The organism is Ruminococcus sp. Marseille-P328 (genome assembly GCF_964249465.1).
GTDB classification, from domain to species: domain Bacteria; phylum Bacillota; class Clostridia; order Lachnospirales; family Lachnospiraceae; genus Blautia_A; species Blautia_A faecis.
Genome location: NZ_CAXUBQ010000004.1, coordinates 122,172 through 136,049, shown reverse-complemented (window position 1 = coordinate 136,049; position 13,878 = coordinate 122,172). Strand labels below are relative to the sequence as shown.

Genomic DNA, 13,878 nt, shown 5'->3' with positions numbered 1-13,878 from the left:
GAAAAGAGGATGAATATGAAAAAAACAAATACCCTGAAAGGTGTAAATAGTATGCCGGCGGGAACCAGGATCGTGACTTACATTTGTCTTGCGTGGGCGCTGATCGTGTCGTTGCTTCCCATTGGCTGGCTGGTTTTATCCAGCCTGAAAAAAGATCCTATGGCGAGACCTGGCTTTCAGCTTCCGGAATCCATTTGTCTGGATGGTTATATTTCCACATTTAAAGATTTACATGTGATGAGATATTTTGGAAACAGTCTTTTTGTCGCAGGTGTTTCCGTGGTGATCAGTGTGGTGATGATTTCCATGTCTGCATATGTGGTAGCGCGAATGGAATTCAAAGGAAAAGCACTGGTAAATGTACTTTTGTATTCCACCATGTTTATCCCAGCCACAGCCCTTACTTATCCGGTATATAATCTGGTAAACCGCCTGCATTTATATGATACAAGATCTGCGCTGATCCTGATTTATTCCTGCAGTGGAATTGCAGTGAGTTTTTTTGTGATCAAAAACTATTACGACAATATCCCAAGAGAGCTGGAAGAGGCGGCGAGAATTGATGGATGTGGGTATGTACAGACCTGGATGAAAGTAATTTTTCCAATTGCACGTCCGGGAATTATGACAGCAGCTGTGCTTGCGTTTTTGAATAATTGGAATGAGTATTACTGGGCCTCTCTTGTGCTGATCACAAGGGAAAAGCTGACAGTACCGGCGCTTTTGTCTACTTTCACAACAGCCTTTAACACCAATTATAACGGACTTTTTTCCGCTATGGTGATTATCATTCTTCCGCCTGTGCTTCTGTACTGTATTTTCAGCAGATTCTTTATTGAGGCACTGTCTGGCGGAGCCGTGAAAGGTTGACAGGTGAAATGAAAGTTTTTTGATAAAAATGCTGAATATACAAAATTTTCTGATATAATGAAGAAGACAGGAGAATAGAAACATGAATGAGGAAATAAGACAGCGCACCAAATGGTTTATGGAAGACAGATTCGGTATGTTTATCCATTGGGGATTATACTCCATTCCGGCATGCGGTGAATGGATGATGTCACAGAAAGAAATGACAATTGAGGAATACAGTAAGTATTTTGATCAGTTTGATCCTGTGGATTATGATCCGAAGAAATGGGTTCGTCTGGCAAAAAAAGCAGGCATGAAGTACGTGGTACTTACAGCAAAGCACCATGACGGATTTTGTCTGTTTGACTCTAAACTGACAGACTACAAGTCAACAAACACAAAAGCAGGCAGAGACCTGGTAAGAGAATTTGTAGATGCATGCCGGGAGGAAGGATTAAAGGTTGGTCTTTATTTTTCCATTATCGACTGGCATCATCCGGATTTTCCTAAATATGGAGACAGGCAGCATCCTATGCGAAACAATCCGGCATATAAAGATGAAAAAATTGATTTTGACAGATATCTTGCGTATATGCATGGCCAGATAAAGGAACTTGTAACAGGGTATGGCAAGCTGGATCTTCTATGGTTCGATTTTTCCTATGACGATATGACCGGAGAAAAATGGAAAGCCACAGAGCTGATCAAAATGGTTCGAAAGTATCAGCCGGATGTGATCATTGACAACCGTCTGGAAGGTGCGGGGGATAACCATGGCAGCATTACAACAGAGGAACCACTGATTTACAGCGGTGATTTTGCAAGTCCGGAGCAGATCATTCCGCCAAAAGGAGTATGTGATGACAAGGGAGAACCCATTCCATGGGAACTTTGTGCCACTATGAATAATCATTGGGGATATTGCAATTTCGACCATCAGTATAAGACCCCTCAGATGCTTGTAAGAAAGCTGGTGGAATGTGCCAGCAAGGGTGGAAATATGATCCTGAACGTGGGACCAGATGCCCGTGGAAATATTCCGGAGGAGAGTGTTCAGATTCTCACAGAAGTTGGAAAATGGATGAAAAAAAATGGGGAGAGCATTTACGGATGCGGAATTTCCAAATTGGAAAAGCCGGATTGGGGAAGATATACCCAGAAAGGTGACATCATTTATGCTCATGTTTATGAGACACCGCTTGGAGCACTTCCGCTGTATGGAATCGGCCCGGATAAGCTGGAATCTGTTACATATCTTGCTGACGGCAGTGAGGTGAACAGAGGGGAAGCATGGAATACGGTGCTGTATCCGGATGTGGCCTTTGTTTCCTTCGGAGATGATCCGGTATTTACCTATCCATTGCCAGATGAAAAAGATACGGTTTTAAAAATACGTTTGCGACAGGAGTAAAAGAGTATGAAAAAGGTAACGAGTATTGTAATTGGAGCAGGCCTTAGAGGAGGTCATGTTTATTCTCAGTATGCACTGGACCATCCGGATGAATTTCAGGTGGTGGCAGTTGCAGAGCCGGATAAAGAGCGCAGAGAGAGCTTTGCAAAAAGACACAATATTCCGGAAGAGCTTTGCTTCGAAAGCTATGAAGAGCTTCTTGGAAAAGAAAAGCTGGCAGATTGTGCCATGATCTGCACCATGGACAGGATGCATTATGAGCCTACGATCATGGCTCTGAAAAAGGGATATCATGTACTTTGTGAAAAGCCCATGTCTCCCGACAAGAAAGAAATCATTGAAATGGGAGAGATGGCGAAGAAATACGACCGTATTCTGTCCGTGTGCCACGTACTTCGGTATTCTCCGTTCTTTTCCAAATTAAAAGAACTTCTGGAAGAAGGCAAAATAGGAAGACTTATGACTATCCAGCATATGGAAGAGGTAGGTTACTGGCATCAGGCACATAGCTTTGTAAGAGGAAACTGGAGAAATGCAGAGGAATCCAGTCCTATGATCCTGCAGAAATGCTGTCATGATATGGATATCATGCTGTGGCTGGCAGACAGTAAATGCGAAAGCCTCAGTTCCTTTGGTGAACTGACTTATTTTACAGAGGAAAATGCACCGGAAGGAGCTCCTGCTTATTGTCTGGATGGATGCCCACATAGAGATGAATGTGCTTTCTATGCACCACGCTTTTATCTGGAGAATTTAGATGGCTATCTGGTACGTGCAGTGACCGATCAGACAGATCCGGAGCATGTATTGGAGGCTTTGAAAAAAGGACCTTACGGAAGATGTGTATTCCACTGTGACAATACAGTAGTAGATCACCAATCCGTTGACATAAAGTTTGAAAATCAGGTAACAGCGTCCTTCCTTATGACAGCCTTTACAGACCAGTGTGCTAGACGGATCCGTCTTATGGGAACAAAAGGTGAGATCAAAGGCGATATGGATGCAGGTACTATTGAAATCAGAGATTTCGTCAGTGGGAATCTGGAGACAATAGAGCTTCACACACCTGCAAACGGACATAACGGAAGTGATATGAGTATGATGCATGATTTTGTCCGTATGGTAGGAGAAGGAAGAAAAGGTAAAACAGATGCTGCTGTTTCCGTGGAGAGTCATCTGATGGCACTGGCAGCAGAGGAAGCAAGAATAACGGGACAGGTTGTAAATCTCAGAGGATTTGCCAATGAAAATAAATGAATTTTTAGCTGAAATCAACATGCTGCAGGAGGCCGTGCATCTGCTTAATGAGCTTCAGGAATCCGGACGCATTGGGGAAGAAGAATATCAGGAAAATAAGCTTTTGTATGAGAAAGACAGAGCTTTGTTTAATGAAAAAATTCTTTTGGAAAAGGATTATCGGTTAGTGTTTCTGTATTATTTATGCCGCATGGGCGCTGAAACCTATGATGCTTATGAAAAGCGGGGAATCAGCCGGGAAATTTTCAGGGACACTTTTTACGATCTGACCTTTTGGTGTGAAAACTGTTTTCTGGAATATGGAGAGTATGGAATTGATGAATACGACTGGTTTTTCCGCCATATGAAGCTTACCATCTTCAGGCTTGGAAGAATGCAATTTGAAATCATGGATTCCCGCTGGAATTTTACAGCAGGAGAAAGAATGGTAAAAAAAGGAGATCCGATCATCAGTATTCATATTCCACAGGGCGAAAAGCTCACACTGGAGAGTGTGAGGGAATCCATTATTCAGGGAATGGCTTTCTGGGGAAAAGAGATGCCGTATCTGTGTCATTCCTGGCTGCTCTATCCGGGGCTTAAAGACATTTTGCCGGAGAAAAGCAATATCATTATGTTTCAGAATCAATTTCAGATCGTAGAAACAGATTGGGACGAGCGTGAGGCTGAATGGCGTATTTGGGGGAAAGTACAGCGAAATCTGAATGTATATTCTGAGAATACTTCGCTTCAGAGGGCTGCAAAGAAATATCTGAAATCCGGAAAAGTGCTTGGGAGTGGTCTGGGAATATTAAAACCGGAGTATTTCCTGTGAAATAATTGATAAAAATTGACAAGAAGAGATTTGTCTGTTACCATCGAACCAGGGGCAATTGTTTGTCCCTGGTATCGTTATGAATAAGCAACAAAGCGGATCAGGAATCTCCGCTTTGACAAATAAAAAATGGGAGGCAGCAATAACATGAAAAAGCCGGTATTGGTAGTAATGGCAGCAGGTATGGGAAGCAGATATGGTGGCCTGAAGCAGATCGATCCTATTGATAAGGATGGGGACATTATCATTGATTTTTCTATCTATGATGCTATTCAGGCAGGGTTTGAAAAAATTGTATTTATTATAAAGAAGGAGAATGAGGCTGATTTCCGTGCTGCTATCGGAGATCGTATGAGTAAGCATATCCAGGTGGAATTTGTATTCCAGGATCTGCATAATCTTCCGGAAGGCTTTACAGTTCCGGAAGGACGTGTGAAGCCATGGGGAACCGGACATGCGATCATGAGCTGTATCGATGTGATTGATGGACCTTTTGCCGTTATTAATGCGGATGATTATTATGGACGTCATGCATTTAAGATGGCATATGATTTCCTTACAGAGAATCAGGATAAAGACGGCATTTATCAGTACATGATGGTAGGCTACAAGCTTGAGAACACATTGACAGATAATGGACATGTGGCTCGTGGTGTTTGTGTGACAGACGAAGAGGGATTTCTGAAGGATATTAATGAGCGCACCCATATTGAGAAGAGAGATGGCGGTGCTGCTTATACCGAGGATGATGGTGCTACATGGACAGAGCTTCCTATGGATGCTACGGTGTCTATGAATATGTGGGGATTTTCTGCAAGCATTCTGAAAGAACTGAAGGACAGATTCCCATTATTCCTGAAAGAAAATGTGGAAAAGAATCCTCTGAAATGCGAATATTTCCTTCCATTTGTTGTAGATGAGCTTCTTGGCGAGAAGAAAGCAACTGTCAAAGTTCTGAAATCTATGGACAAATGGTACGGAGTTACCTATAAAGAAGATAAGCCGGTAGTAGTTGCTGCAATTCAGAAGCTGAAAGATGACGGTCTTTATCCTCAGAAGCTTTGGGAGGAAAAATAAGTGGGAAAAACAAAAGATGTAAGCCATCAGGAACTGATGGAAGTAATCAACAGCTTTGATTTTGGCGGTAAACTTGAAGAGGTTGGCATATTCGGAAATGGCCACATTAATGAGACTTACTGTGCTGTATTTTCCACAGAAGCCGGACAGAAGCGCTATATTCTCCAGAAAATGAACAAGCAGATTTTCAAAGATCCTGTTGGTCTTATGGAGAATATCAGTGGTGTCACCTCCTGGCTGAAGAAGAAAATCCTGGAAAATGGCGGGGATGCAGAGCGCGAAACCCTGAATATCGTAAATGACCGTGCTGGAGCTCCTTATTTTGTAGATAAAGAGGGAGAATACTGGAGAGCGTATCTGTTTATAGAAGATGCAACCTGCTTTGATCAGGTGGAAAATGACGAGGATTTTTACCAGAGTGCTCTTGCATTTGGTAATTTCCAGCGCCTTCTTGCTGATTATCCGGCAGATACTCTTCATGAGACAATCCCGGATTTTCATAATACAGTGAAGCGATTTGCCAATTTTAAAAAGGCTGTGGAAGAGGATGCATGCGGACGGGCGGCTGATGTTCAGAAGGAGATACAGTTTGTCCTGGAAAGAGAGCAGCTGGCCCATACACTTGTGGATTTACAGGATGCAGGTAAGCTGCCTCTTCGTGTAACGCACAATGACACAAAGCTGAATAATATCATGATCGATAATGCTACACATAAGGGAATCTGTGTGATCGATCTGGACACGGTAATGCCGGGACTTTCTCTGAATGATTTTGGCGATTCCATCCGTTTCGGCGCAAGCACGGCAGCAGAGGATGAGCAGGATATTTCCAAAGTGTCCTGTGACCTTCATCTGTTTGAGGTGTATGTAAAAGGATTTCTGGAAGGCTGCGGCGGTGCCCTCACAGATCTGGAGGTGGAAATGCTTCCGATGGGTGCAATCCTGATGACCTTTGAGTGTGGAATGCGTTTCCTGGCAGACCATCTGGAGGGAGATCATTACTTCCGCATTCATCGAGAAAATCAGAATCTGGATCGTGCAAGAACCCAGTTCAAGCTGGTGTGGGATATGGAACAGAAATTATCTGAGATGAAATCTATTGTAGAAAAATATAAATAGTGGTATTCTAAAACTGGCAGGCATAAAACAGTTACTGTTCACTCCGTTCACGGTAACATAAAACATGTCTTCCAGGTTACGAATAAAGATTGCAAAGAATGGACATAAACCATCACAGTTGCTGTTTGCAGATAACATTCCGTGTAGTGCTGTGAAAAGAGAAAACAGCAGAAGGTTATTTGTTTATTGATTGTGATGAGTGGTGGGAACTTTGCAGCAAACGAGGAGGAAAATATCATGGCAATTTTAGTAACAGGCGGTGCAGGATACATTGGAAGCCATACAGTTGTAGAACTTCAGAATTCCGGTTATGACGTAGTAGTTCTGGATAATCTGTCTAATTCCAGCGAGAAGGCCCTTGACAGAGTTTCCAAGATCACAGGCAAGCCGGTTAAATTTTATAAAGCAGATATCCTGGACAGGGAAGCCCTTGACCAGATTTTTGACAAAGAAGACATTGACTCCTGTATTCATTTTGCCGGACTGAAGGCTGTTGGAGAGTCCGTTGTAAAGCCTTGGGAATATTATGAGAATAATATTGCAGGAACCCTGACTCTTGTAGATGTAATGAGAAAACATGGTGTTAAGAATATTATTTTCTCTTCCTCTGCAACTGTATATGGAGATCCGGCACAGATCCCGATCACAGAAGAATGTCCGAAAGGACAGTGTACCAATCCATATGGCTGGACCAAATCCATGCTGGAGCAGGTTCTTACAGACATCCAGAAAGCAGATCCGGAGTGGAACGTAATGCTGCTTCGTTATTTTAATCCGATCGGTGCTCACAAGAGCGGAACCATCGGCGAGAACCCAAATGGTATCCCGAACAACCTTATGCCATACATCACACAGGTTGCTGTTGGCAAGCTGAAAGAGCTTGGCGTATTCGGTAATGACTATGACACTCCGGATGGAACCGGCGTGAGAGATTATATCCATGTAGTAGATCTTGCCAAAGGTCATGTAAAAGCGCTTAAAAAGATCGAGGAGAATCCTGGACTTGCAATCTATAACCTTGGCACAGGAAAAGGCTACAGTGTTCTTGATATTGTGAAGAATTTCGAAGCTGCAACAGGCGTTAAGATCCCATATGCGATCAAACCACGTCGTGCAGGCGATATTGCTACCTGCTACTGCGATGCTTCCAAGGCAGCGAAAGAGCTTGGCTGGACAGCTGAGAATGGCATCCGTGAGATGTGCGAGGATTCCTGGAGATGGCAGAGCAATAACCCGAATGGTTATGAAGACTAATGATTCGGAATTTAATTTTTGATGTTGGAGATGTACTGGTGGAGTATCGCTGGTTTGAGATGCTGACCAGGGACTACGGCCTTTCTGAAGCTGAGGCGAAGAGAATTGGCGAGGAAATGTTTGACAATGAGATCTGGGTACAGGGACTTGACGGAGGAAGGCTGAGCCTTGAGGAAGCCATTCATCAGTATGAACTGAAGTACCCGGACGATGTGGATGTGATGGGCTGGTTCCTTCGAAACGGAGAGCAGATGGCTGTAAAGCGCCCGGAGGTCTGGGACAAGGTTGCAGCGCTGAAGGAAAAGGGTTATAAGATTTACCTGCTTTCCAATTACTCAGAAGAGCTGTTCCATGTGCACACCAAGGGAGCGAAATTCCTGAATGTACTTGATGGGGGAGTTGTTTCCTATCAGGTTCATGCCCTGAAGCCAGACAGGAAAATTTATGAAATCCTTCTGGAGAAATATAGCCTGAAAGCAGAAGAGTGTCTGTTTTTCGATGACCGCATGGATAATGTGGAAGGTGCGAAGAAGGTAGGAATTCAGGCGATACAGGTGACATCCAGAGAGATGCTGAACGAAACATTAGATAAAATGCTTACAAAATAAATGAGGCCGCCCCTTCGGGGGCGGCTTTTTCCAGAGCGTGTTTGAAAAATAAAAAATGCCCAGAGCCGGAATCGAACCAGCGACACGAGGATTTTCAGTCCTCTGCTCTACCAACTGAGCTATCTGGGCATTTATAAGTTCTCTGAACTTACAGTGCATATAATAGCATAGAAACTGCTTTGACGCAACAAAAATTTCAAAAAATCTGTAAATTCCAAAAATTTACCTTGTAAAAACCACGCCTTGCTTTTCATATATAGTAATGTTAGAATGGCAGTGTGATAAAAGTCGGGAGGATTTATTGGTGGAAAAAAAATTAAAAAAATATACTTTGCCGTTTATTGCCGCCATTTTAACAGTGTTTGCTCTTTCCATGACGGGCTTGTATGCTGGTTCGGCAGATAATCCGGGAGAAACATTTCTTTCTTTATGCAAGAAAGAGATGACAGGAATCGGAATCGACAAACTGGTGGTTCTCATTGCAATCATTGCATTGTACATGAAATGCTGGAAGAATTTTTGCAGAAGCTGTAAATGGATCACGCATCTGATCGCCGCCATGTTTTCTGTTTTTATGCTGATCGGAATGTCCTTTTCCGTGCAGGGAAACTGGACCTTCTTTACAGCTGGGAGAAATCAGATTCTGATCGCATTGCTTACATGGGCAGGATTCTTTTTTCTGTTTGATATAGTGATCAGTCTTTTATATGCATATGGAGAGAAGCATCCTTTTCTGCACAGCAGGAATATAAAGAAATTTCCGGAATTTATGGAAAAACACTACCTTCTGGTAGCATTTTTGCTGATTTTGGCAGGATGGCTTCCCTATATCCTGATCTTCTGGCCAGGAAGTGTTCCCTATGATGGCTTCCGGCAGCTGAATATGTTTGCCGGAAATCAGAGATTTACAAACAAGCATCCATGGGAATTAAGCCTTATAATGGGAGCCTTGATGACAATTGGAAATGTGATCAGTGATAACTGGGGCATTTTCATGGTGGTTGGCGTGCTGGCACTGATTTATGCGGTATGTTATGCCACTGTTTGTTATAAACTGAAATCATGGGGAGCACCAAGATGGTTCAATATCTGCTGTATTGCATTTTTCAGTCTTGTGCCTGTATTTGGAGCTTATTCCCAGACGATCATTAAGGATGGAAGTTTCAGCGCTCTGTTTTCCCTTTTCATGGTAATCTATGTGGAATGCTGCATTCCCACCCTTCGGGAAAAAAGCGGTCAGTCTTTAAGACAGCAGCTGACAGTGCTGTTTCTGGTTGGCTTTGGCATGTGCATTACCAGAAATAATGGACTTTACATGGTGCTTCCTGCATTTATCCTGTTATTCTTTTTCCTTGGAAAAAAACGCAGACTGTATGCAGTTGGAATGGTGATCCTTGTGACAGTGGGCTACATGGGGCTTCAGAAAGAAGTGGCACCGAGACTATACATTGGTAATTTCCCATCCAGAGTATTTTTCTCAATTCCAATGCAGCAGACAGCCAGATATCTGAAGGAATATCCGGATGATGTGACAAAGGAAGAAGCTAAAGCAATTGACGGGGTGATGAAGTATGATGAGATTGCGGATTTGTATAATCCGGAACTGTCTGATCCGGTAAAGGCAACTTATCGCGGCGGACATATTACCATGGCGAAGCTGAAACGCTACTTTAATGCCTGGTTCAGCATGTTTCTGAGGCATCCGGGGGTGTATATAGAAGCCACACTTCATAACAGCTATGGATATTATTACCCATTTCATAATTGCACCGCGCAGAGCTCCTACCGCTTCTATACAGTAAATGAGCCGCTGATTGAAGAGTCAGATTATCATCAGATCTTTTCCGCAGAGACAAGGAATCAGTTGAAACGTTATGCCGATCTGTGGAGTCAGATTCCAGGTCTTGCGCAGATCTGCAATGCGGGAACCTACACATGGATCGTGATTCTGCTCCTTGGATATCTGATCTACAGGAAGCGATGGAAAGGAATCCTGGTATTGGCTGCCCCGGCGCTGAATGTGGCAATCTGTATAGCTTCTCCGGTAAACGGTCTTCTGCGTTATGCGTTTCCGTTGATGGCGTGTATGCCAGCTGTGATATTCTGGGGACTGGCTTATGCAGAGAAGGCTATAGACGAAAAAAGAACCGACGAAAAATGAAAAGTCTGAATTTCTTTTATGGAAAGTATATTGTCAGGTAACTATTTAACAGGTACTATTCCGGGAAGGGTATAACTGTGAAGATACTGAACCGTGAAATTGTAAGAAAAATAACAATATATGGGAAAGATTGGAATCATGAGAAAGGCAGGTGATTCTGAAGTATATGGAAAAAATAATCATTATCGGTGCCGGACCGGCAGGAATTTCCGCAGCTTTGTATGCTGCCCGGGCAAATATGAATCCACTGGTGATCAATAACGGCATTGGTGCTTTGGAAAAAGCAGAAAAAATAGAGAATTATTATGGTATGGAACATCCTGTTTCCGGGAAAGAATTATTTGAGACAGGACTTGCACAGGCAAAAGCATTAGGCGTGCGGATCCTGGAGGCACAGGTGCTGGGGATTGGCGGGTTTGATACTTTTACAGTAAAGACAACAGCAGGTGATTTTGACACCATCAGCGTGATCCTTGCCACAGGAAGCAAACGAAAGGCTCCTGCAATTCCGGGGATTAAGGAACTTGAGGGAAGAGGTGTCAGCTACTGTGCTGTGTGCGACGCATTTTTCTACAGGGGAAAGGATGTTGCAGTGCTTGGAAACAGCGACTTCGCTCTTCATGAGGCAGAAGAACTGGCACCTATGGCTGGTTCTGTTACCATTTACACAGATGGGAAAGAACCGGAGTTTTCCAGGAAATCTTCTTTTGCGGTGAATACAATGAAAATCCAGTCTGTAGAGGGAGACGAGAAGGTGTCCGGACTGCGTCTGATCTCTCAGTCTGAGACGGATGCAAAATCAGATACTGACGGAGAGAAGAACTTTCAGCTTTTGCCAGAAGGAAAGGAAGCTGAAATGGAAGCTTCAGAGCTCCATAACCCGGAGAGTCCGGTAAGGGATTCCACGGAGACATTTGTCCCGGCAGACGGCGTTTTTGTAGCTCTTGGAACTGCAGGAAGTGCAGAGATGGCAAGACAGATGGGCGCGGCACTTACTGAGAAAGGTAACATCAAGGTAAACGAAAAGATGGAGAGCACCATTCCGGGGCTTTTTGCAGCAGGTGACTGTACCGGCGGTCTTTTGCAGGTGGCAAAGGCAGTTTACGATGGTGCCCAGGCAGGACTCAGTGCAAACCAGTATGTGAGAAACAGACAAAAAAAGTAGAATTTCGGCATGAAATCAGAGAGAAGAATAGACCGATAGAAAGGATGGATCAATTATGGCAAAAGTAATCACAACACAGAATTTTGAAGAGGAAGTATTAAAATCCGAGAAACCGTTTCTTCTTGATTTCTGGGCAACCTGGTGCGGACCATGCATGCGTCAGGGGCCAATCGTGGAGGAACTGGGAGAGGAAGGTTATGCAGTAGGAAAGCTTGATGTGGATCAGAACATGGAGCTTGCACAGCAGTTCCGGGTTATGAGCATTCCTACCCTGATCATTTTCAAGAACGGAGCAGAAGCACACCGTCTGGTTGGTCTTACGGATAAAGAAGAGTTAAAGAAACTTCTGGACGAGTAAGAACGATGAAGATATTACTTGCAGCATGTAATGCAAAATATATACATTCCAATCTGGCTGTCTTTAACCTGAAAGCCTGCGCAAAAGAATATGACAGTAATGTTGTACTTCGGGAATACACCATCAATCAGCAGAAGGATGACATTCTGAAGGATATTTACAGATGTCATCCGGATGTGATCTGCATATCCTGCTATATCTGGAATATTACTTTTGTGCGGGAACTGATGCAGGATCTGAGAAAGATCCTGCCGGATGTTCCTTTCTGGGCGGGAGGCCCGGAGGTATCGTATGATGCAGAGGAATTTCTGAAAAAGAACCCGGCATTTGATGGTGTAATGGTTGGAGAAGGAGAGGAGACCTTCCTGGAACTGGTGAAGCACTATATGAATGGAAGTCCTTCTCTGGAGAAAACCACCGGACTTGTGTACTGTAAACCGGACGGTACAATTCAGAATAACGGATGGCGGCAGATCATGGATTTAAGCAGGGTACCCTTTGCTTATGAAGATCTGAAGGATTTTGAAAACCGTATTATCTATTATGAGAGCAGCCGGGGCTGTCCTTTTTCATGTAGCTATTGTCTGTCATCTGTGGACAAGAAACTGCGTTTTCGCGACCTGGAACTGGTAAAGAAAGAACTTCAGTTTTTCCTGGATCATAAAGTGCCACAGGTGAAATTTGTGGACAGAACCTTTAATTGTAAGCACGATCATGCAATGACCATCTGGCAGTACATAAAAGATCATGATAATGGAATTACCAATTTCCACTTTGAGATTTCCGCAGATCTGTTGAGGGAAAATGAACTGGAACTGATGAGCACCATGCGTCCGGGGCTGATCCAGCTGGAAATCGGTGTACAGTCCACAAATCCGGACACTATTCGTGCTATCCACAGGACTATGGATTTTCCGAAGCTGGCAGGGATTGTAAACCGCATCCATAGTTTTAAGAATATTCACCAGCATCTGGATCTGATCGCTGGTCTTCCTTATGAGGATTATGACAGCTTTCACCGGTCCTTCAATGATGTTTATGCACTTCGTCCCCAGCAGCTTCAGCTTGGATTTCTGAAGGTTCTGAAGGGCTCTCATATGAAAGAGATGACAGAAGAATATGGTATTGTGCATAAAGAACTGGAGCCATATGAAGTACTGGGAACCAGGTGGCTGCCATATGAAGACATTTTGAAGCTGAAAATGGTGGAAAGTATGGTGGAACTGTACTATAATAGTGGACAGTTTCAGAATACCATCGCCTGTGTGGAGCCTTTGTTTGAGGATGCTTTCACATTGTATGAGAAGCTGGGACAGTTTTATGAGAAAAAAGGTTATTCAGAGATTTCCCATTCCAGAATGCGCAGATATGAGATCCTGCTGGAGTTTGTGAAGGAAGAACTGGAAGAACAATCCGCAGGAAAATCTGGAAATCAGGATCCTGAGGTGGAGAATCCTGCGGGAAAAGCTGCGGAAGATTGCAGAGGAATGGAAACTGCGACCTGGGAAAAGGTGGCAGACAGCATGATCTACGACCTGTATCTTCGCGAAAACCTGAAAAGCCATCCATCCTTTGAGTACGACCAGAAGCCCTATGAGAAAGCAGTCTGGGAGTACAGGCGCCAGGAAAAGGTGCCAAGGACAGCACATATTGAGGTGTTCCGGGATGGAAAAATATTGCTGTTTGACTATGAAAACCGGGATCCACTGCTTCATAATGCGGCAGTGAAGGAAATTCAGATATAATAAAGAAAGGGTGTAACTGTTCGGCTGGCCGTATTGACATGGCGTATATTTGTAGTC

Annotated in this window: 12 protein-coding genes and 1 tRNA gene; 12 read left to right on the top strand and 1 reads right to left on the bottom strand. The window is 43.7% G+C overall.

The features are described 5' to 3' along the window. Positions 1-15: 15 nt before the first annotated feature. The 8 genes from ACESTK_RS04535 (at position 16) to ACESTK_RS04500 (ending at position 8,392) form a co-directional block, all read left to right on the top strand. Positions 16-870 carry a carbohydrate ABC transporter permease gene (locus ACESTK_RS04535; RefSeq protein WP_148461675.1) on the top strand — a complete coding sequence of 285 codons (855 nt, stop codon included), beginning with the start codon at positions 16-18 and terminating at the stop codon, positions 868-870. Between the two features lie 82 nt (positions 871-952). Next, entirely contained in the window at positions 953-2,263 is a 1,311-nt protein-coding gene (locus ACESTK_RS04530) for an alpha-L-fucosidase (protein ID WP_118582300.1), read from the top strand. Between the two features lie 6 nt (positions 2,264-2,269). After that, positions 2,270-3,520 carry a Gfo/Idh/MocA family protein gene (locus tag ACESTK_RS04525; RefSeq protein ID WP_226854294.1) on the top strand — a complete coding sequence of 417 codons (1,251 nt, stop codon included), beginning with the start codon at positions 2,270-2,272 and terminating at the stop codon, positions 3,518-3,520. After that, positions 3,507-4,334 (top strand): acyltransferase domain-containing protein, encoded by an 828-nt coding sequence (locus tag ACESTK_RS04520; protein WP_226854295.1) that lies wholly within the window; start codon positions 3,507-3,509, stop codon positions 4,332-4,334. The genes ACESTK_RS04525 and ACESTK_RS04520 overlap by 14 nt, the downstream gene beginning before the upstream one ends. Positions 4,335-4,481: 147 nt before the next feature. Beyond that, entirely contained in the window at positions 4,482-5,411 is a 930-nt protein-coding gene (locus ACESTK_RS04515; RefSeq protein WP_173771753.1) for a sugar phosphate nucleotidyltransferase, read from the top strand. Positions 5,412-5,447: 36 nt separating this feature from the next. Beyond that, on the top strand, positions 5,448-6,530 hold the full coding sequence (locus tag ACESTK_RS04510; protein ID WP_173716919.1) for a phosphotransferase enzyme family protein: 1,083 nt from the start codon (positions 5,448-5,450) through the stop codon (positions 6,528-6,530). 237 nt (positions 6,531-6,767) lie between these two features. Next, positions 6,768-7,784 (top strand): UDP-glucose 4-epimerase GalE, encoded by a 1,017-nt coding sequence (galE, locus tag ACESTK_RS04505; RefSeq protein ID WP_118582312.1) that lies wholly within the window; start codon positions 6,768-6,770, stop codon positions 7,782-7,784. Continuing rightward, positions 7,784-8,392 carry an HAD family phosphatase gene (locus tag ACESTK_RS04500; RefSeq protein ID WP_226854296.1) on the top strand — a complete coding sequence of 203 codons (609 nt, stop codon included), beginning with the start codon at positions 7,784-7,786 and terminating at the stop codon, positions 8,390-8,392. Before galE ends, ACESTK_RS04500 begins: the two co-directional genes overlap by 1 nt. Positions 8,393-8,448: 56 nt before the next feature. Here the strand turns inward: ACESTK_RS04500 and ACESTK_RS04495 are convergent. Next, positions 8,449-8,521, bottom strand: a tRNA-Phe gene (locus ACESTK_RS04495). A 175-nt stretch (positions 8,522-8,696) separates the two neighbouring features. Between ACESTK_RS04495 and ACESTK_RS04490 the strand changes: the two genes are divergently transcribed. The 4 genes from ACESTK_RS04490 (at position 8,697) to ACESTK_RS04475 (ending at position 13,821) form a co-directional block, all read left to right on the top strand. Then, positions 8,697-10,553, top strand: coding sequence for a DUF6020 family protein (locus ACESTK_RS04490; protein WP_118582318.1), 1,857 nt, complete (start codon positions 8,697-8,699; stop codon positions 10,551-10,553). Between the two features lie 166 nt (positions 10,554-10,719). Next, on the top strand, positions 10,720-11,718 hold the full coding sequence (locus tag ACESTK_RS04485) for an NAD(P)/FAD-dependent oxidoreductase (protein WP_173716894.1): 999 nt from the start codon (positions 10,720-10,722) through the stop codon (positions 11,716-11,718). A gap of 55 nt (positions 11,719-11,773) precedes the next feature. After that, entirely contained in the window at positions 11,774-12,076 is a 303-nt protein-coding gene (gene trxA, locus ACESTK_RS04480; protein WP_118582321.1) for a thioredoxin, read from the top strand. A 5-nt stretch (positions 12,077-12,081) separates the two neighbouring features. Beyond that, the gene (locus ACESTK_RS04475) at positions 12,082-13,821 is read left to right on the top strand and encodes a B12-binding domain-containing radical SAM protein (RefSeq protein ID WP_294423509.1); all 1,740 of its coding nucleotides are present in this window, start codon (positions 12,082-12,084) and stop codon (positions 13,819-13,821) included. Positions 13,822-13,878 lie beyond the last annotated feature (57 nt).

Bases quoted from the DNA above. Each gene is read 5' to 3' on its own strand.
- ACESTK_RS04525 (WP_226854294.1), top strand. From the start codon at position 2,270: ATGAAAAAGGTAACGAGTATTGTAATTGGAGCAGGCCTTAGAGGAGGT.
- ACESTK_RS04510 (WP_173716919.1), top strand. From the start codon at position 5,448: ATGGAAGTAATCAACAGCTTTGATTTTGGCGGTAAACTTGAAGAGGTT.
- ACESTK_RS04475 (WP_294423509.1), top strand. From the start codon at position 12,082: ATGAAGATATTACTTGCAGCATGTAATGCAAAATATATACATTCCAAT.
- ACESTK_RS04520 (WP_226854295.1), top strand. From the start codon at position 3,507: ATGAAAATAAATGAATTTTTAGCTGAAATCAACATGCTGCAGGAGGCC.
- ACESTK_RS04535 (WP_148461675.1), top strand. From the start codon at position 16: ATGAAAAAAACAAATACCCTGAAAGGTGTAAATAGTATGCCGGCGGGA.
- galE (WP_118582312.1), top strand. From the start codon at position 6,768: ATGGCAATTTTAGTAACAGGCGGTGCAGGATACATTGGAAGCCATACA.
- trxA (WP_118582321.1), top strand. From the start codon at position 11,774: ATGGCAAAAGTAATCACAACACAGAATTTTGAAGAGGAAGTATTAAAA.
- ACESTK_RS04515 (WP_173771753.1), top strand. From the start codon at position 4,482: ATGAAAAAGCCGGTATTGGTAGTAATGGCAGCAGGTATGGGAAGCAGA.
- ACESTK_RS04485 (WP_173716894.1), top strand. From the start codon at position 10,720: ATGGAAAAAATAATCATTATCGGTGCCGGACCGGCAGGAATTTCCGCA.
- ACESTK_RS04500 (WP_226854296.1), top strand. From the start codon at position 7,784: ATGATTCGGAATTTAATTTTTGATGTTGGAGATGTACTGGTGGAGTAT.
- ACESTK_RS04530 (WP_118582300.1), top strand. From the start codon at position 953: ATGAATGAGGAAATAAGACAGCGCACCAAATGGTTTATGGAAGACAGA.